Here is a 17,993-nt window from a genome sequence, read left to right as displayed (position 1 = left end):
TCCCACTCCTTCCGAGAAAAGATCTCCCGCGCGTCGGATTCACGTCAGCGGCAGCGAGATCAAAAACGTTACTCGGATTAACGATCGAAACGGTTTTCGGTGTTTACCTGCTCACGATGAGGCTGATATGAACAAGCTTCACGTGTGATCCCAGCGCGCGGGAGGCCCGATGCGCACCACCGCCCCACCACCCGGACCGCCATCCGACCAACCCTCCGGCCGACCCTCGGAGCAGCCACCGGAGCAGCCCTCGAAGCCCTCCGAGCAGCCACCGGCCGGTGCCGGCCGGGAGCACCGGTCGGGCCGCCAGGATTGGCTCAACTGGGCCGGCAATCAGCGGGCCACCTGCCGACGGGTGCTGCGGCCACGGACCGTGGACGAACTGCAGACGATGGTGCGCGACGCAGCCGACGCCGGCGCCCGGGTCAAGCCGGTCGGTGCCGGCCACTCCTTCACCGGTGCCGCCTGCGCCGACGACCACCGGTTGGAACTCGATGCCATGGAGTCGTCGCCGGTCACCGTCAACACCGGCGCCCGGCTGGTCACCGTTCCCGGGCAGATGACGCTGCACGAGATCAACGCGCTGCTCGTCAGCTACGGGTTGGCCCTGCCCAACCTCGGCGACGTGGACCGGCAGACCATCGCCGGCGCGATCGCCACCGGTACCCACGGCACCGGCGCGACCCACCGCGGACTGGCGGGCGCGGTCGACGCGCTCACCCTGGTCACCGCCGGTGGCCAGGTGGTCAGCTGCTCCGAACGATCCGACCCCGACCTGTTCGGGGCCGCCCGGATCGGGCTCGGCGCGCTCGGCGTCGTCACCGACGTCACCCTGCGCTGTGTGGACGCTTTCGTGCTGCGGGCCCGCGAACGGCCGGGCAAGCTGGCCGACGTACTGGCCGGACTGCCTGACCTGGTCGACGGCAACGACCACGTGGAATTCTACTGGTTTCCATACACCGACCTGGTACGAGTCAAGATCAACAATCGGGTGCCAATGGACAGCCAGCCCCTACCGGCCTGGCGTGGCTGGTTCGACGACGAGTTCCTGTCCAACACCGTGTTCGACGGTGTGTGTCGACTCGGGCGCACGGTGCCCCGCCTGGTGCCGGCGCTGAACGGCATCTGCGCCCGAGCGGTCGGCGCCCGCACCTACACCGGCCGATCCGACCGGGTGTTCTGCAGTTCCCGTCGGGTGCTGTTCACCGAGATGGAGTACGCGCTACCGCGCGACGCACTGAGCGAGGCGCTACTGGCACTGCGTGACATCGTCGATCGCTCCGCGCTACGGGTGATGATGCCCGTCGAGGTACGGTTCTGCGCCGCGGACGACAGCTGGCTCTCGCACAGCTACCAGCGGGACTCCGGGTACATCGCGATCCACCAGTACTCCGGGATGCCGTACGAGGCGTACTTTCGGGCCTTCGAGCAGGTCGCCACGAGTCTGGGCGGCCGGCCCCACTGGGGCAAGCTGCACTACCGTACGGCGGAGACGTTGCGGCCGGCGTACCCGCGTTTCGACGACTTCCTCGCGGTCCGTGACCGGCTCGACCCCGATCGGATGTTCGCCAACGACTACACCGCCCAGGTCCTGGGACCTTGACGTCAGTTTCCGCTTGTCGCGGACGATCGTCGTGGACCCGCGCGGGAGCGCGAACGACCTGGGCGACGGAGTTCCTGCGGTTCTGACGCCCGGCCGGGTCCGGGTCCGATCCGGGTACGGGTCAGGAGGCGTCCGGGCGGCCGCTCGCTTTGTTGGCCGCGGCCTTCTTCGGTGCCGTCTTCTTCGCGGTGGCCTTCTTCGGCGCCGCCTTCTGGGCCGTGGCCTTCTTCGCCGTGGCCTTGGCGGTTGTCGCCTGGGTGGCGCCGGTCTGCTTCGTACCCGCCTTTTTGGCGGGTGCCTTCTTGGCGGCCTTCTTGCGCGGCGCCGGGCCCTTGGCCCGCTTCTCCGCCAGCATCTCGGAGGCCTGCTCGATGGTGAGCGACTCCGGTGACTGACCACGACGCAGTGAGGCGTTGCTCTCCCCGTCCGTCACGTACGGCCCGAACCGGCCGTCCTTGATCACCAGAGGGCGATCGGTGAGCGGATCGACGCCCATCTCCCGCAGCGGTGGCGCGGCGGCTCGCCGCTGGCGGGTCTTGGGCGCGGCGAGCAACGCCAGTGCCTCGTCCAGGGAGACGGTGAAGAGTTGGTCTTCGGATTCCAGCGAACGGAACTCGTCGCCCTTCTTCACGTACGGGCCGTACCGTCCCGCCGCGGCCAGTACCTCGGCCCCGTCCGGGGCCACCCCGACCAGCCTGGGCAAGGAGAGCAGCTGCAGGGCCTGACTGATGGTCAGGGTCTCCGGAGACTGCGAGCGCAGCAACGACGAACGGCGTTCCCCGCTGGACACGTACGGGCCGAACCGGCCGGACTTGAGTACGATCGGCTCGCCGGTCTGCGGGTGCTCGCCGAGCTTGCGCTCACCACCGCCGCCGAGGAACAGCTCGTTGACCTTTTCCGGAGTGAGTTCGTCCGGAGCGATGCCCTCTGGCAGCGACACCCGGTCGCCGGCACCACCGGCGGCACCACCGGCCTCCGAATCATCGCCGTGATCACCACCACCAGCGGCCGGGCCGGCCTGGTCGGCGGCGAGGGCCGCAGGACTGGCCTGGTCTGCGGCGGTGGCCGCCGGGGCGGTCTGGTCGGCACCGTCGGCCTCAGGCAGAAAGCGCTGCAGGTACGGACCATAGCGGCCGACCCGCACGACGACCTGGCGTCCCTCCTCGTCACGGAACAGTGGGATCGAGTTGACGCTGCGCGCGTCGATCTCGCCGAGTTTCTCGGTGACCAGCCGCTTCAACCCGCCGGAGGCGGCGATCGACTTGTCGCCACCGCGCTCGCCGCCGAAGTAGAACGAGGTGAGAAAGTCGATCGCCTGGTGGTCACCGGAGGCGATCTCGTCCAGTTCGTTCTCCATACTGGCGGTGAAGTTGTAGTCGACCAGCCGCGGGTAGTGCCGCTCCAGCAGCCCGATCACCGCGAAGGCGAGGAAAGAGGGGATCAGCGCCTGGCCGCGCTTGGCGACGTACCCCCGGTCCTGGATCGTCTGCATGATCGACGCGTAGGTCGACGGCCGCCCGATACCCAGCTCCTCCAAGGCCTTGACCAGCGACGCTTCCGTGTAGCGGGCCGGTGGCTGGGTGCTGTGCCCGACCGCCGCCAGCTGCTCGGCGGTCAGCGGCTGGTCCTTGGTCAGGTTGGGCAGCCGGCGCTCGGCGTCCTCGGCCTCGGCGGTCTCGTCGTCGGAGGATTCGACGTACGCGCGCAGGAAGCCGGGATCGGTGATCGTCTTTCCGGTGGCGCCGAAATCGCACTCCTCACCGGCGGTCGAAACGGCACGGATGCGCACCGATACGCTGGAGCCGACCGCGTCGGTCATCTGGGAGGCGATCGTCCGCCGCCAGATCAGCTCGTAGAGCTTGAACTCCTCGGCGGACAGTTCGTTGGCCAGTTCCCCGGGAGTACGGAAGTGGTCACCGGCGGGCCGGATCGCCTCGTGCGCCTCCTGTGCGTTCTTCACCTTGCCGGTGTAGCGGCGCGGCTCCGGCGGCACGAACCGGTCTCCGTACAGCTCAGCGACCTGGCTGCGGGCGGCAGAAATCGCCGTCTCCGACAGGTTGACCGAGTCGGTCCGCATATAGGTGATATAGCCGTTTTCGTACAACCGTTGGGCCGTGCGCATCGTCTGCTGCGAGGAGAAGCGCAGCTTACGGGCTGCCTCCTGCTGCAACGTCGAGGTGATGAACGGGGCGTACGGGCGACGCCGGTACGGCTTCTCCTCGACCCGGGTGACGGTGAACGGCCGGCCTTCCAGCCGGGCGGCCAGGCCACGGGCGCCGTCGCCGTCGAGGTGCACCACCGAGGCTTGCGGCCGTACGCGACCGGTGGCCGGATCGAAGTCCTTGCCGGTGGCGATCCGGTCGCCGCCGAGCGCGATCAGCGTGGCGGAGAACGAACGCGGCCCCTCCTGCCCGGCAGCGGCCCGTCCCGCCAGCGCGAGCGTGGCCTGTACGTCCCAGTAGTCGGCGCTGTGGAAGGCCATCCGCTGGCGTTCCCGCTCGACGACGATCCGGGTGGCGACCGACTGCACCCGGCCGGCCGACAGCCGGGGCATCACCTTCTTCCAGAGCACCGGGGAGACCTCGTAGCCGTACAGCCGGTCGAGGATGCGCCGCGCCTCCTGCGCGTCGACCAGGTCGCGGTCGATCTCCCGCGGGTTGGCCACCGCCGACTGGATCGCGGCACGAGTGATCTCGTGGAACACCATCCGGCGCACCGGCACCTTGGGCTTGAGCGTCTCCACCAGGTGCCAGGCGATCGCTTCGCCCTCGCGGTCCTCGTCAGTGGCGAGGAAGACCTCGTCGACCTCCTTGGCGAGCTTGGTCAGCTTGGCGATCTGCTGCTTGCGGTCAGGTGAGACGACGTACAGGGCGGAGAAGCCGTTGTCCACGTCGACGCCGAGCCGGGCCCAGGGCTCCTTCTTGTAGCGGGCGGGCACGTCGGCCGCGTTGCGCGGCAGGTCCCGGACGTGCCCGAGGCTCGCCTCCACGACGTACCCCGGGCCCAGATAGCCCGAGATCGTCTTGGCCTTCGCCGGCGATTCGACGATGACCAGACGGCTACTTGAGGTGTTGCTCGGCACTTCTCTCCTGACCTCGACCCATTCGGGACGCGCGGGGCATGCGGCGGCCCAGATCGACCGGCGCCCGCCACGGCGGGCGGGCGACAGTCACGATGTCCAACGTAACGCGAACCCGGGTCTGGTGGTGCGCACGCACCCAAGCCTTCGGCCCGATTCGCGTCGGTCGTCCGGTTGGATCCCCCGAGCCGACCAGCAGCCCGCCTGGTGCTTGTCCGGCTCGTATCCGTCCGTACCGACGGCGACACCGTACACCGAACGGCGCACGTGACGTGACACACCGCACCGGACCGAGGCGGTGGCCGACGTCGATATCCGGCCTGTCCTGTCGCCGATCGGACAGCCGCCACGCCCCCGGAGGGACGGGATCCGGGCTGGTCGGGGTGGGATCACAGCCAACTGTCGGCTGGGGCCGCCGCCGGACGGTCACCGAGCAGTTCGGCCAGTCGGGTCAGCCGGCGTCGGCCCACGATACGGTACGCCGGACCGCCGGACCGGGCGTCCAACAAGACCGCCGGCAGCCCGACCGCGGCCAGCGCGGCCCCTACCCGCGACCAGTTCCGCGCGTCCGCTTCGCCCAGACCGAGCCGGTAGCCGAGTTGGTCCCGACTGCCGGCTGCGGCTGCCCACAGCCGCAGCCGCTGGCCCGCCAGATGGAAATTGGCCGGTGGCCGCTTGACCAACCGCTCGTCTGGATCGTCCGCTCCGGCGTCGTCCGACGGGACATCGCCCGGACCGGCATCCGCCGACGGGACATCGCCCGGACCGGCATCCGCCGACGGGACATCGCCCGCTCCGGCATCGACCGTTGCGGGCCAAGCGTGCAGCCAGCCGGCACCGAGCCGGGCCAGCACGGCGGTGTACGCCGTACGCACCACCAGCCGGCCGTCGCCGAGTGTCTGCCAGTTGGGCGTCAACCCGCGCTGGCCGAACTCGGCCACCAGCACGTGCACCCGCCAGGCGGCGGCCACCTCGACGGTCACCCGGACGGTGCCGCCCATCCGGCTGATCCGCCCTGGGCCGGCGAGCAATCCGGCCAGATCCCCTGGCGTGGGGTCGGCGGCGGCGACACCGAACAGCGACAGCTGCCGGGGCAGGTTGCCGCCGGTGGTCAGGTCGCCGCCCGCTGGCGAGTCGGACGGCGGTGTCAGCGACACTCCGGGACCTCGTCGAAGGCCCGGTTGAGCTCGGCTGAATCCAGCGAACTGGTGTCCAGCGCGCTGCGCTGGTAGTCCTCCGTCAAGGTGGTGAGCACCACCTCGACCCCGTCGTAGAAGCCGTCCGTCGGGCCGCTCGCGTCCAGTCCCGCGATGCCCTGCTCAGCCTTGCCGTACGCGTCCCGCACCGCCGAAAGCGACTCGACGAAGCCGCGGGCCACCTGCTCGCCCTGCTCCGTGTCGGGAACCCCGGCCGCGGCGACCCGCGACCGGGCGGTCTCGGTGGCGGACTTCGCCCCGGCCAACAGCCGGACGAGATTCTCCTGGGCCTGGGCCGGCGTCGTCTGCGCGGTCATCTGCTGCTGGGTGCTGCTCGTCAGGTTGCTGATCTCGGCCCGCCAGGGGCGCAGGGCGGTGCAGACATCGGCCGCCCAGACGACCGGACTCGGCCCGCCGCCGCAGGCGGCAAGGAGCATCAGGAGCGTGGTGAGCAGCAGTGCGGTCCGGGCAGTGGATGCCACGCGCGCTCCCATGCAGTGCAGCGTACGCACCAGCGGTGACAGCCGGACGGCCCATCACCGCTGGTGCGCTACGTCAACGACGCTCACCTACCGCAGTCAGGCATTCGCCTGTCGCAGTCAGGCATTCACCCGTTCCGGCTGCGAGCCGGCGGTTCCGCCACCGGCCGAGCCGTCGTCCATCTGCTCGCCCATGGCCATCGGCTTACGCTTGGTGAACACCACCGCGACCACCACGACGAGCGCGGCCACCACCGCGATGGTGATCCGCAACGCGTTGTTCTGATCGGTACCGACGCCCCACATGATCACTGCCGGGGCGATCAGCAACGCGACCAGGTTCATCACCTTCAGCAGCGGGTTGATCGCCGGTCCGGCGGTGTCCTTGAACGGGTCGCCGACGGTGTCACCGATGACGGTCGCCGCGTGTGCCTCGGAACCCTTGCCGCCGTGGGCACCGTCCTCGACCAGCTTCTTGGCGTTGTCCCAGGCACCGCCCGAGTTGGCCAGGAAGACCGCCATCAGCACGCCGGTGCCGATCGCTCCCGCCAGGTACGCGGCCAGCGCACCGGCACCGAGCCCGAAGCCGACCGCGATCGGCGCCATCACCGCGAGCAGACCCGGGGTCAGCAGCTCCCGCTGCGCGTCGCGGGTGCAGATGTCGACGACCTTGCCGTACTCCGGTCGCTGGGTCCGCTCCATGATGCCCGGGTTGTCGCGGAACTGGCGACGAACCTCCAACACGACCGCCCCGGCCGAGCGGGACACCGCGTTGACGGCCAGTCCGGAGAAGAGGAACACCACCGCGGCACCGACGATCAGGCCGACCAGGTTGCCCGGGTTGGCCACGTTCAGCGCGTCGGCCAGGTAGCCCGGCACGTCGTCGATGCCGGCGTCGTCGAGCGCGATGCTGACCGTGTCGGTGTAGGAGCCGAACAGCGCCGTGGCGGCGAGCACGGCGGTGGCGATCGCGATGCCCTTGGTGATCGCCTTGGTGGTGTTGCCGACCGCGTCCAGCTCGGTGAGCGTACGGGCACCGGGCTCATCGATGTCCCCGGACATCTCGGCGATGCCCTGCGCGTTGTCGGAGATCGGGCCGAAGGTGTCCATCGCCACGATCACGCCGACCGTGGTGAGTAGGCCGGTGCCGGCCAGCGCGACGGCGAACAGTGAGAGGGTGATCGAGCCGCCACCGAGCAGGAACGCGCCGAACACGCCCGCGCCGACCAGCAACGCCGAGTAGACCGCCGACTCCAGGCCGACGCTGATGCCGGCCAGGATGACGGTGGCCGGGCCGGTGAGCGAGCTCTTCCCGATGTCCTGCACCGGACGGCGGTGCACCTCGGTGAAGTAGCCGGTGAGCAACTGGATCGCGGCGGCCAGCACGATACCGATGAGCACCGCGCCGATCGCCAGGCCGGCCGGCGACAACGGCAGGTCGGCACCCGCGTCGACGCCGAGTTGCGCCCGCCAGTCGTCACCGAGCAGTTCCGACCAGCTGCCGGGCAGGGTGAGGAAGGCTGCGATGGCGACCAGCACGGCGGCGAGCACCGCCGAGGTGAAGAACGCCCGGTTGATGGCGACCATTCCGTTGCGGTCCGACGTCCGCAGCCGGGTGATGAACACGCCGACCAGCGCGATCACGGCACCGATGGTGGACACGATCAGCGGGAAGACCAGGCCTTCCTCGCCGAACGCGGCGCGGCCGAGGATCAGTGCGGCGACCAGGGTCACCGCGTACGACTCGAACAGGTCGGCGGCCATGCCGGCGCAGTCGCCGACGTTGTCCCCGACGTTGTCCGCGATGGTGGCCGGGTTGCGGGCGTCGTCCTCGGGAATGCCCTGCTCGACCTTGCCGACGAGGTCCGCGCCGACATCGGCGGCCTTGGTGAAGATACCGCCGCCGACCCGCATGAACATGGCCAGCAGCGCGGCCCCGAAACCGAACCCTTCGAGTACGGTCGGCGCGTCGACCCGGTAGATGACGACCACCAGCGCGGCGCCGAACAGGCCCAGACCCACGGTCAGGAAGCCGACCACCCCGCCGGTACGGAAGGCGATCTTCATCGCGTTCTCCCGACCGCCGGTGCCGGCTCCGGCCGCCGCGGCGACCCGCAGGTTCGCCCGGGTGGCCAGGGCCATGCCGGCACCGCCGATGAAGGCGCTGAACACGGCGCCCACCACGAAGAAGGCGGAGCGGCCGAGCTTGACCATGGTCTCGCTGCCCTGTGTCTCGTGCACGGGCAGCAGGAAGAGCAGTACGACGGCGAGTACGACGAATATGCCGAGGGTCTTGAATTGGCGGAACAGGTAGGCCGACGCACCCTCCTGAACCGCGCCGGCGATCTCCTGCATGTTCGTGGTGCCCTTACCGGTCGCCAGCACCGCCCGTACGAGGGCGGCGGCGAAACCCAACGCCACCAGCGCGATGACTGCGGCGATGACGACGTACGTCAGGTGTGTACCGGTAAGGGACAGCCCGCCGCCCTCGGCGGCCAAGGTGGTCCCGGACATCAGTGTCCTCCTGTACCGAACGCTCGCCCCGGCCGGTGGACGAACCGCCAGGGCGACTCCACGCGGGGAGCGACGAGTCTCCTGGCGCCCACAGGTTTGTGGGGCCAGGGCAGTTGGTGATAACCCGCGTACTCTAGCGGTCGTCGGTAAGCCAGGTCACACCGTCTACCCACCGAGTTGTGGATCATTTCCGCAGGCCCGCCGAAACGATGCGACGACCTTTGTTGATCTTCTACTCGCGAGAACGGCCAGGCGCCGGGGTCAGCGGGTGACCGGCCAGACCATGCGCACCTCGGTACCGATGCCGTCGTCGACGGGACGCACCTGCAGGTCATCGACAAAGCCGGCAAGCAGCGCGAACCCGACACCGACCGTCAATGCCTCGTCAGTCAGCGACTCGTTCGCCAACTCGTCCGGCGGCAATGCGCTGAGGCCGAGCCCGGCCTCGATGGGTGCCCGGTCGATGACCCGTACGGTGTACGTCTCCTCATCTGACATCTCCACCTGGACGAGATCCGCCAGCCCGTACTGGCGGTGCAGGGCGACCGCCCGGGTGCAGGCTTCACCGATCGCCAACCGCACTTCGTCGAGCAACTCCTCGGCCACCCCTGCGCGACGGGCGACGGCCACGCCGACCAGACGCGCGGTGCGCACGTGCACCGGCGCCGGTGAGAACGAGAGGCGGACCGTGGCCATCACGGCGTCGGGACTGCGCCGGTCACGCCCGTCGGACCGTCCGGGTCTTCGCCGGTAGCGGCCCCGACTGTCGGAAAAATCGGGAAAACCTGATCCAAAGCGGTAATCCGGAAAATCTTCAGCAGCGGCTCCTTGTCACATGCCAAGCCGAACGTGCCGCCTGCTGGACGCAACCGCTTGAGCGCGCCGACGAGCACGCCGAGCCCGGTGGAATCGAGGAAATCGACCCGGGCGAGATCCACCACGATCTTTCGGTGGCCGGCGTCGATCAGCTCGATCAGCCGCTCCCGTAGCCGGGGAGCGGTGTAGACATCCACCTCGCCGCCGACCTCCAGCACCGTGTGCTCGCCCACGGTACGAGTAGCCAGCGACAGTTCCATCGGTCCCTCCTCGGCTGGGAATGCGCGCCAACAACGACGGCGTCGCATGCTTATGGCATCTAACCACCGCCGGGCACTCCGGTGCCGCGCGGCTCCTCTGATGATGTCCAGCCTGCGCGCCAGTCACAACCCGGCGCCCGTACCCGGGGCCCGGCGGACAGGCATCCGCACACCAGTGCGAGAGTGCAGGGTGTGACCTCACCCGCCACCGTAACGCCCGGGCTGGCCGCGAATTCGGCCGGGCTGCTGCACCGTTGGCGGTCCCCTGGCCAGCTGCCGAGGCAGGGGGCGGAAGACCGGCACCATGACGGGCCAGCCACCTGGGCCGACCCCGTCACGCACGTCGAACGGCTGCCCGCCCGGCCGGGCGTGACCACCGAATGGCCGACGTGGGTGCCGGCGCAACTGCGGGAGGTGCTGGCCGCCCGTGGCGTGCCGGCACCGTGGCAGCACCAGGCACACGTGGCAGAACTGGCGCGGTCCGGACGGCATGTCGTCGTCGCCACTGGGACCGGCTCGGGGAAGTCGCTGGCGTACCTGCTGCCCGCGCTGTCCCTGCTGCTGGTTGATCCACGGGCGACCGTGCTCTACCTGGCCCCGACCAAGGCGCTTGCGGCGGACCAGTTCGGGACGATCGCCGGGCTCGGCCTCGACGGGATTCGGCCGGCTTGTTACGACGGTGACACGCCACGGGCCGAGCGATCCTGGATTCGGCAGCACGCACGCTTCGTACTCACCAATCCCGACATGCTGCACCGAGGCATCCTGCCTGGTCACGGCGCCTGGTCGAGCTTCCTGCGGCACCTGTCGTACGTCGTCGTCGACGAATGCCACAGCTACCGGGGAGTCTTCGGCTCGCACGTGGCACACGTCCTGCGCCGGCTGCGCCGGCAAAGCGAGCGACACCAGCGGATCAGCCCTGCCTCCCGGACGGGCGGGACCGGGCCGAGCAGCCGCACCGGCCGGCCAGGCACCACCCGAGGCAGGACGACCGGGCCGACGTTCTTGCTGGCCTCTGCGACGTCCGGCGCTCCCGAGCAGGCCGCACGCCAGCTGACCGGGCTGCCGGTCGACGCGGTCACCGAGGACACCGCCCCCCGCGGCGCGGTGACCTTCGCGCTGTGGGAACCGCCGCTGTTGCCGGGCGCCCGCGCAGACGCCGAGGACCTCACCCCGGTACGCCGATCCGCCCTGCGGGAAAGCGCCGACCTGCTCGCCGACGCGGTCGCCGCCGGGGTACGCACGCTGGCCTTCGTCCGGTCCCGGCGCGGTGCGGAGGTGGTGGCGAGCGCGGCCCGCAAGGCGCTCGACGAGGCGGTGCCGGGGCTCGGTGACCGGGTCGCGGCCTACCGGGCCGGTTTCCTCGCCGAGGACCGACGAGCGTTGGAACGGTCGCTGGCCGCTGGCGACCTGCTCGGGTTGGCCACCACCAACGCGCTCGAGCTCGGTGTCGACCTGGTCGGGCTGGACGCGGTGCTGATCTGCGGCTACCCCGGCACCCGTGCGTCGCTGTGGCAGCAGGCGGGACGGGCCGGCCGCGCCGGGCGAGAGGCACTCGCGGTGCTGGTCGCCCGGGACGATCCGCTCGACACCTACCTCGTACACCATCCGGAGGCGGTGTTCGGTCGGCCGGTCGAGGCCACCGTGCTCGACCCGACCAACCCGTACGTGCTCGGACCGCAACTGTGCTGCGCGGCGGCCGAAGGTGCGCTGACTCCGGCCGACCTCGAACTGTTCGGCGGTGCGGCGGTCAAGGAAACGCTTGACGAGCTGGTCGCCGCAGGTCTGCTGCGTCGCCGCCCCTCCGGGTGGTACTGGACACCGGTCCAGCGTCCCGATGTCGACCTGCGCGGCGAGGGCGGCACCCCGATCAGCGTGGTGGAGTCGGCAACTGGCCGCCTGCTCGGCACCGTTGACGCCGGTTCGTCGCATTTCCTGGTCCATTCCGGTGCTGTCTACCTGCACCAAGGCGTGTCGTACGTGGTTGATGAGCTGGATCTGGACGGCGCCTGCGCCCTGGTGCACGCCGAGGAGCCGGACTGGTCGACCCACGCGCGGGAGGTGACCTCACTGTCGGTGTTGTCGGTGCGCCAGTACCAGGACGCTGGACCGGTCGGCTTGTTCGTCGGCGACGTCGACGTGACCAGCCAGGTCGTGTCGTACCAGCGGAGGCGGATCGGATCGGGCGAGGTCCTCGACACCCGACCGCTGGACCTGCCCGCTCGACAACTCCAGACGGTCGCGGTCTGGTTCACCGTCTCGCCGGCCGCGTTGGCTGCTGCCGGGATCGACCCGGCGGACGTACCGGGTGCGCTGCACGCGGCGGAGCATGCGGCGATCGGCCTGCTGCCGCTGATCGCCACCTGCGACCGTTGGGACATCGGCGGACTGTCGACGGCGTCGCATGCCGACACCGAAGCGCCCACGGTGTTCGTGTACGACGGCCATCCTGGTGGAGCCGGCTTCGCCGAACGGGCGTACCAGGCGGCCCGGACCTGGTTGGGTGCCACCCGTGACCTGGTCGCCGGCTGCGGCTGTGCGGCCGGATGCCCGTCCTGCGTGCAGTCGCCCAAATGCGGCAACGGCAACAATCCACTGGGCAAGGCCGACGCGGTCCGGGTGCTGGATGTGGTGTTGGCCAATCTGCCGGCCGCCTCAGCCGATGCGCCAGTTGACGCTGGTTGAAAACCTGGCATAGATCTCATCCGATCTGGATAGATTAGACGTGGGAGCGCTTCCACAATCGTGGCGGAGGAGAACGTCGTGGCCGACACCGTGACCGACACCGTCGAGTTGCTCTACGCGATCGACCAGCAGAACCTCACTGTCGACCAGCAGATCGCCCTCGCCCAGGCGTACGCCGCCCTGGCGCAGGCGGAGCGACTCGAACTGATTCAGCAGCGGCTCTACAGCATCCACCAGGTGGTTTCCCGGATGGCACTGCATGCCGCCCCTGCCGACGGGGCGGCTCGTTGACGTTTCCACCGGTGCCGCTGAGAGCCGCAGCCATCTCGGCCCGGGCCTGTGACGAGCTGCGGCTCAGCCACGGACCGGACCGGCCCGGGCGTGAGCCGTCGCCACACCGTCGATCCCGGTCGCCGGCAGGACCGGCACCTCGACGGTGACCACGACGTCGAGGCCGGCTACGACACAACTGGTCAACCGGGCATTGTTGCGCTGCGCCAGTTCCGTTGCCCGCGCGCAACTGGCCGCCGGACCGTCGAAGACCTGGGCCGCCCCGGCCAGTGCCGCCAAGTCCGCCGCGACCCGGGCCTGATGGCGTGCGACCCGGGCCGCGCCGAGCAGCGCGCCCACCGCACCGGCCGCGACAAGCAACAGGCCGACGGCGAGCAGCCACAGACTCGCGCTACCTCGCTGACCGGTATCCACGACCATGGCGATGCGCTGCTCATCTGTCCCCGGGCGTCCCGTCAGCCGCCGCGTCACGGCACGTCGTAGCCGACCCACGACACGTCGAAGCCGACCCACGGCACGTCGTAGTCGACTCACGGCACGTCGCCCGGGAGTGCGGGCCCGACCGTCTCGACAGTCGACAGGCCGGCCGGCGCGCCGACGGCGACCGGTGCGATCGACCCGGGCTCGACGGCGGCTGTCGCGGTAGCCGAGACCGCTTCCGCTGGCAGCCGGACGCCGGCGGGCAGCACCGGGGCGTGCACCGTCACGGTGACCAGATCGCCGTCGACGGCGATCGAAACCCGCGTCCCGACCGGCAGGGTCCGGTAGGGGCTCGGCTCGCCACGGGCCACGGCGAGCGCCACGCCACGTGCAAGATCGACACATTCCGCTTTGACGACCACCGCCCGCACGGCGGTAAGCCCCACCACCATCAACAGCATCAGCGCCGGCAGGCCGGCCGCCAGCTCAGCGGTGAACGACCCCCGGTCGCGACCGGCCCACCGGCGCCGGGTCACCCGAGTGCCCGATCGATAACCGAGGCGAGGGCCGCCTGCACTCCGTCACTGGTGAGCACCTTGAGCAGGATGCCGGCGAACGCCACTGCCGCCAGCGTGCCGACGGCGTACTCCGCCGTGTTCATCCCCGCGTCGTCACGCGACCTGTCCACCAACCGCCTTCCGGCACGGCCCGGCCAGCTCCGTTCCGGCCCGCCCGGCGGGGTGCCGCGCAGGCCCATCCGATTCGACATGCTGAGATCCCTTTCTTTCAGAGGATGTCGCCGAGGACGGCGACGATCACCGGCACCAGGCCGGCGAGAATGAACGCGGGCAGGAAACAGAGCCCGAGCGGCAACACGATCAGCACACCGGCGCGACGGGCAGCCGCCTCGACGCCCAGTGCCCTATTGGTCCGTAGGTCGCCGGCCAACCGGCTCAGGGCACCGGCCAGGGCGGCTCCGCTGGCTGCCGAGCGGACAGCCGCCGCGGCCAGCCGCTCGCCACCGGGCACACCGGACAACTGCTGCCAGGCTTCCGAGGGCTCGGCGCCCAGCGACATCGACCTCGCGACCCGCCGCAGCCGAACCCCGAGCGGTCCACCCACCGCGTCGGCGACCGCCAGCACCGCATGATCGAGCGGTGCGCCGGCACGCAGCGCCGCTGCCATCAGATCCGCCGCCAGCGGAAGATCCGCTGTCTCCCGCAACCGCTGGCGACGCCGCCAGGCTGGTTCGATCCGGCGTAGCCCTCGATCGAGCCCGGCCGCGCACGCCGCGCCCAGCACGACGTACGGCCAGCCGCCGCCGACCACCGCCACCGCAAGCCCGGTGAGCACGGCGACCGGTCGCACCAGGCGGTGGGTCTCGGTGGCTGTGCCGGCCACGCCGTGCATGCGGCGAAGCCGGCGCCGGACGACGAGGGCGGTCCCGGCGCGGACCGTCATGACGGGCTGACGTCGGCACGGCTGAGCCGTCGGGTCCAGGCCAGACCGGCGATCTGCAGGGTGACCGCGCCCAGTGCGCACGCCGCGCCGATCGGCGTGTGCAGCAACACCTCCAGCGGATCCACGCCGATGGCGAACCCGAGGGCGATCCCACCGACCGGCAAACCAGCAAGCAACCACGCCGTCGCGCTGGCACCAGCGGCCTGGGCGACCGCGGTGTCCCGCGCCCGGTCGACCGCCCGGGCATCCGATTCGATCCGCTCGACCAGCTCGGCCAGCGGGGCACCGGTGCGCTCCGCCAGCCGCGTCGCGGCAGCGGCCAACTCCGCCAATCGGGTATCCGCTCTACCGGCCGGGACCGGCTGCGGGCTGGGCGGGAGGCCGCCCGGGGCAGGCCGCAGCCGCGACGGCTGATGTACCGGCAGCCCGGCCCTCAGATCCGCGGCCAGGGTCGCCAAGTCGTCCAGCTGACGGGCACGTCGCGCCACCTGGTCACGGGTCGTCCGACGCAACAGGACCGTGCGGGCCGCCAGCCCGGCGTAGGCGACGGTGACCAGTGCGGCCACCGGGCCGCCAGCCAACCACGCGAGCAGGCCGCCGCCGGCGAGCAGACCGCCCGGCGCCAGCCGCGGATGGCGGGACATGGTCTCGGACCACCGCGTCAGTGCGACATGCCCGGTGGAGAGCAGCGGCAGGACAGCCGCCAGCCCGCTGCTCCCCACCGGTTGCCGGGCGCCGATCAGGACCCGGCGACGACGGCCCGCGCCGGGCCTCATCGCCACCCGCCTGCCAGCGTCGCCGGCACCGCGGCGCCGCGTTGCGCACACATCCGGGCGAGAACCGACGCCGCTGGCTGCGGTCCCGCCCCCAGCCGCCAGGCCGGCACGACAGTGACCAGCCGCTGGGCGCCCTCGGGAACGAGCAGACACACCGCGTCGACGACCCGGCCGGTCGGTGCCCGCCGCAGATGGATCAACACCTGGATGGCGGCTGCGATCTGGGCATGCAACGCTGGTCTGGGCAGACCGCCGAGCAGGCCCAAGGCTTCCAGCCGCGCCGGTACGTCGGTGGCGGCGTTGGCGTGCAGGGTGCCGGCGCCACCCTCGTGTCCGGTGTTCAGCGCTGCCAGCAGATCGACGACCTCGGCGCCCCGACACTCGCCGACCACGAGCCGGTCGGGGCGCATTCGCAGCGCTTGGCGGACCAGCTCACCGAGACCGATGGTTCCTACGCCCTCGACGTTGGCCGTGCGCGCCTGCAACCCGATCACGTGGGGATGGTCCGGCCGCAGTTCGGCCGCGTCCTCGACAAGCACGATGCGTTCGTCACCAGGCACCAGCGACAGCATGGTGTTGAGCAGCGTCGTCTTGCCCGAACCTGTCCCTCCGCTGATCAGATAGGCCAGCCTGGCCTGCACCAACGATTCCAGTAGCTCGGCCAGCTGTGCCGACACCATCCCGCGTTGCACCAGGTCGGTCAGCCGGAACGGTCGTTGACGAAACGTCCGCAGCGACAGGTACGGGCCGGTGGCCGCGATCGGCGGCAGCACGGCGTGCAGTCTGGTGCCGTCCGGCAGCCGCGCGTCGACGTACGGGCAGCCATCGTCGAGCCGCCGCCCGCAGGCCGCCGCCAGGCGCTGCGCCAGCCGCCGTACCTCGTCCGGCGAGCGGAACACCGCTGGTGCCCGTTCCAAGCCGTGGCCCTGGTCCAGCCAGACGTCGATCCCGTTGACCAGGACGTCGGTGACCCGTACGTCGGCAAGCAACGGCGCCAGCGGGCCCGCACCCGCCAGATCGCCGTGCACCTGGTCGGCCAGGCGGAGCAGCCGGGTATCGCCGAGCAGTGCCGCGCCCGGTTCGGCACGCACCGCGCTGACGACGGAGGCGGGAGTGACAACCGTGCCTTCAGCGACGAAGCGCCGCCGGACCCGCGCCGCGACCGTCGAATCGTCCAGCGCATGCCTGGCAGGGCCGGCCTGGGCGGACACCGGCCCGGGTGCCGTCGTCGGCAGCGGACTCATCGCGAGGCCTCCGCTCGGACATCGACCAATCCGGCGACGATCCGCTGGCAGAGGTCGGCCAGTGGTCCCCGGCCGGCAGCGGTCGGTGCGTCACCACGCTCCAGTCCACGGCTGATCCGCGGTTCCGACGGCAGCTGTCCGGCCAGCGGCAGATCGAGCGACTGCACGATCTCGCGTGCCCGCAGCCGCCCAGGGGCCGGACCTCGTACGATCACGGAAAGGTTCGCGCAGTGGCTGCGGATGCCGGCGAGCACCCGTGCGGCGGCTGCGGTGGCCCGTAGCTCCGCCGGAACCACCAGAAAGACGCGGTCCGTGGCGTGCATCGCCACGGTGGCGGCCTCGTCCGGCCGGCGAGGTAGATCCACCACGACGACATCCCGCTCCCGGCGGGCGGCGTCGAGCGCGGCGGTCATCGTGGCCGCCGGCAGCGGCAAGGGGTCGCCTCGGTCCCAGGAGAGGATGCCGAGGTCGCCCCGGGTGGGCAGCGCGCCGACAAGAGCCGCAGGGTCTATCCGACCGTCGCTGTCGGTCAGCGCCGGCCAGCGTAGGCCGTCGAGTTGCTCCCAGCCGAGGACGAGATCCAACCCGCCGCCGAGGGGATCGGCGTCGACCAGGAGGCTGCGCAGCCCTCGTCGGGCAGCGGTGAGCGCCAACCCACCGGCCAGGACGCTCGCACCGGCTCCGCCCCGTCCGCCGACCACCCCGACGATCACGGCGGGCATCGACAGCGACTGGTCCTGCGCGGCGAAGCGGTCGACCAGCCACGCTTCGGCTGCGGGCAGTATCGCCACGTGCTCGGCTCCGAGCAGCTCGGCGAGTTGCCACGGCTGCTCCGCTCCGACGCGGCCGACCACGACCAACCGGGGACGCCGGGGCAGCCGTGCCCTGGCCAATGCCTCCGCTTGGTCCGTGCCGACCAGGACCAGTGGCGCACCGGCGTACCGCGAACGGGCGGCGGCCGGGTCGGCGGCGAGGTTCACCTCGGCGCCGCCGAGCGCCGCTAGACGAAGCAGGTCGTCAAGCAACACTTCGTCGGCGGTGACGACCAGTGGCAGGCGTCGGGGACTTGCGGTGCTCGTAGGTGGCGGCATCCGGGCCTCCTGCGGATCGGTGACGGACGCCGCAACTGTGCGTTCCGCGGGACGGCCCGCGCCCAACCGATCATGGAG

16 protein-coding genes are annotated in these 17,993 nt (G+C 70.9%); 3 read left to right on the top strand and 13 right to left on the bottom strand.

The window, feature by feature from the left end:
* The first annotated feature begins 169 nt into the window (after positions 1-169).
* Positions 170-1,603 (top strand): D-arabinono-1,4-lactone oxidase, encoded by a 1,434-nt coding sequence (locus ACN27F_RS20755; protein WP_421435887.1) that lies wholly within the window; start codon positions 170-172, stop codon positions 1,601-1,603.
* Between the two features lie 121 nt (positions 1,604-1,724).
* Here ACN27F_RS20755 and topA read toward each other — a convergent pair whose 3' ends face one another.
* From topA to ACN27F_RS20725, 6 genes are all read right to left on the bottom strand, one after another.
* A complete protein-coding gene (gene topA / locus ACN27F_RS20750) occupies positions 1,725-4,685 on the bottom strand; it encodes a type I DNA topoisomerase (protein ID WP_421435885.1) in 2,961 nt (986 codons plus the stop codon).
* Positions 4,686-5,071: 386 nt separating this feature from the next.
* Positions 5,072-5,839 (bottom strand): hypothetical protein, encoded by a 768-nt coding sequence (locus ACN27F_RS20745; RefSeq protein WP_421435882.1) that lies wholly within the window; start codon positions 5,837-5,839, stop codon positions 5,072-5,074.
* Positions 5,830-6,372 (bottom strand): hypothetical protein, encoded by a 543-nt coding sequence (locus tag ACN27F_RS20740; RefSeq protein WP_421435881.1) that lies wholly within the window; start codon positions 6,370-6,372, stop codon positions 5,830-5,832. The genes ACN27F_RS20745 and ACN27F_RS20740 overlap by 10 nt, the downstream gene beginning before the upstream one ends.
* 105 nt (positions 6,373-6,477) lie before the next feature.
* The gene (locus ACN27F_RS20735; protein ID WP_421435879.1) at positions 6,478-8,871 is read right to left on the bottom strand and encodes a sodium-translocating pyrophosphatase; all 2,394 of its coding nucleotides are present in this window, start codon (positions 8,869-8,871) and stop codon (positions 6,478-6,480) included.
* A gap of 261 nt (positions 8,872-9,132) precedes the next feature.
* A complete protein-coding gene (locus ACN27F_RS20730) occupies positions 9,133-9,570 on the bottom strand; it encodes an ATP-binding protein (protein ID WP_421435877.1) in 438 nt (145 codons plus the stop codon).
* On the bottom strand, positions 9,567-9,947 hold the full coding sequence (locus tag ACN27F_RS20725; RefSeq protein WP_421435875.1) for an STAS domain-containing protein: 381 nt from the start codon (positions 9,945-9,947) through the stop codon (positions 9,567-9,569). The genes ACN27F_RS20730 and ACN27F_RS20725 overlap by 4 nt, the downstream gene beginning before the upstream one ends.
* Positions 9,948-10,220: 273 nt before the next feature.
* Between ACN27F_RS20725 and ACN27F_RS20720 the strand changes: the two genes are divergently transcribed.
* Together ACN27F_RS20720 and ACN27F_RS20715 are read left to right on the top strand one after the other, a co-directional pair.
* Positions 10,221-12,632: a DEAD/DEAH box helicase gene (locus tag ACN27F_RS20720; RefSeq protein ID WP_421440355.1), complete on the top strand. Its 2,412-nt coding sequence runs from the start codon at positions 10,221-10,223 to the stop codon at positions 12,630-12,632.
* A gap of 78 nt (positions 12,633-12,710) precedes the next feature.
* Positions 12,711-12,923, top strand: coding sequence for a hypothetical protein (locus ACN27F_RS20715; protein ID WP_421435873.1), 213 nt, complete (start codon positions 12,711-12,713; stop codon positions 12,921-12,923).
* 63 nt (positions 12,924-12,986) lie between these two features.
* Here ACN27F_RS20715 and ACN27F_RS20710 read toward each other — a convergent pair whose 3' ends face one another.
* The 7 genes from ACN27F_RS20710 to ssd form a co-directional block, all read right to left on the bottom strand.
* Complete coding sequence (locus ACN27F_RS20710) at positions 12,987-13,343, bottom strand: Rv3654c family TadE-like protein (RefSeq protein ID WP_421435872.1); 357 nt, start codon at positions 13,341-13,343, stop codon at positions 12,987-12,989.
* A gap of 110 nt (positions 13,344-13,453) precedes the next feature.
* Positions 13,454-13,879 carry a TadE family type IV pilus minor pilin gene (locus ACN27F_RS20705; protein ID WP_421435869.1) on the bottom strand — a complete coding sequence of 142 codons (426 nt, stop codon included), beginning with the start codon at positions 13,877-13,879 and terminating at the stop codon, positions 13,454-13,456.
* A complete protein-coding gene (locus tag ACN27F_RS20700; protein ID WP_282229464.1) occupies positions 13,876-14,004 on the bottom strand; it encodes a DUF4244 domain-containing protein in 129 nt (42 codons plus the stop codon). Before ACN27F_RS20700 ends, ACN27F_RS20705 begins: the two co-directional genes overlap by 4 nt.
* A 125-nt stretch (positions 14,005-14,129) precedes the next feature.
* A complete protein-coding gene (locus ACN27F_RS20695; RefSeq protein ID WP_421440353.1) occupies positions 14,130-14,753 on the bottom strand; it encodes a type II secretion system F family protein in 624 nt (207 codons plus the stop codon).
* 47 nt (positions 14,754-14,800) lie between these two features.
* Positions 14,801-15,580: a type II secretion system F family protein gene (locus tag ACN27F_RS20690; RefSeq protein ID WP_421435866.1), complete on the bottom strand. Its 780-nt coding sequence runs from the start codon at positions 15,578-15,580 to the stop codon at positions 14,801-14,803.
* Positions 15,577-16,824, bottom strand: coding sequence for a TadA family conjugal transfer-associated ATPase (locus tag ACN27F_RS20685; protein ID WP_421435864.1), 1,248 nt, complete (start codon positions 16,822-16,824; stop codon positions 15,577-15,579). The genes ACN27F_RS20690 and ACN27F_RS20685 overlap by 4 nt, the downstream gene beginning before the upstream one ends.
* Positions 16,821-17,915 (bottom strand): septum site-determining protein Ssd, encoded by a 1,095-nt coding sequence (gene ssd / locus ACN27F_RS20680; protein WP_421435862.1) that lies wholly within the window; start codon positions 17,913-17,915, stop codon positions 16,821-16,823. The genes ACN27F_RS20685 and ssd overlap by 4 nt, the downstream gene beginning before the upstream one ends.
* Positions 17,916-17,993: the final 78 nt, after the last annotated feature.

It is taken from the genome of Solwaraspora sp. WMMB335 (assembly GCF_049179075.1).
Classification (GTDB): domain Bacteria; phylum Actinomycetota; class Actinomycetes; order Mycobacteriales; family Micromonosporaceae; genus Micromonospora_E.
This window is presented reverse-complemented; position numbering and strand designations above follow the sequence as displayed.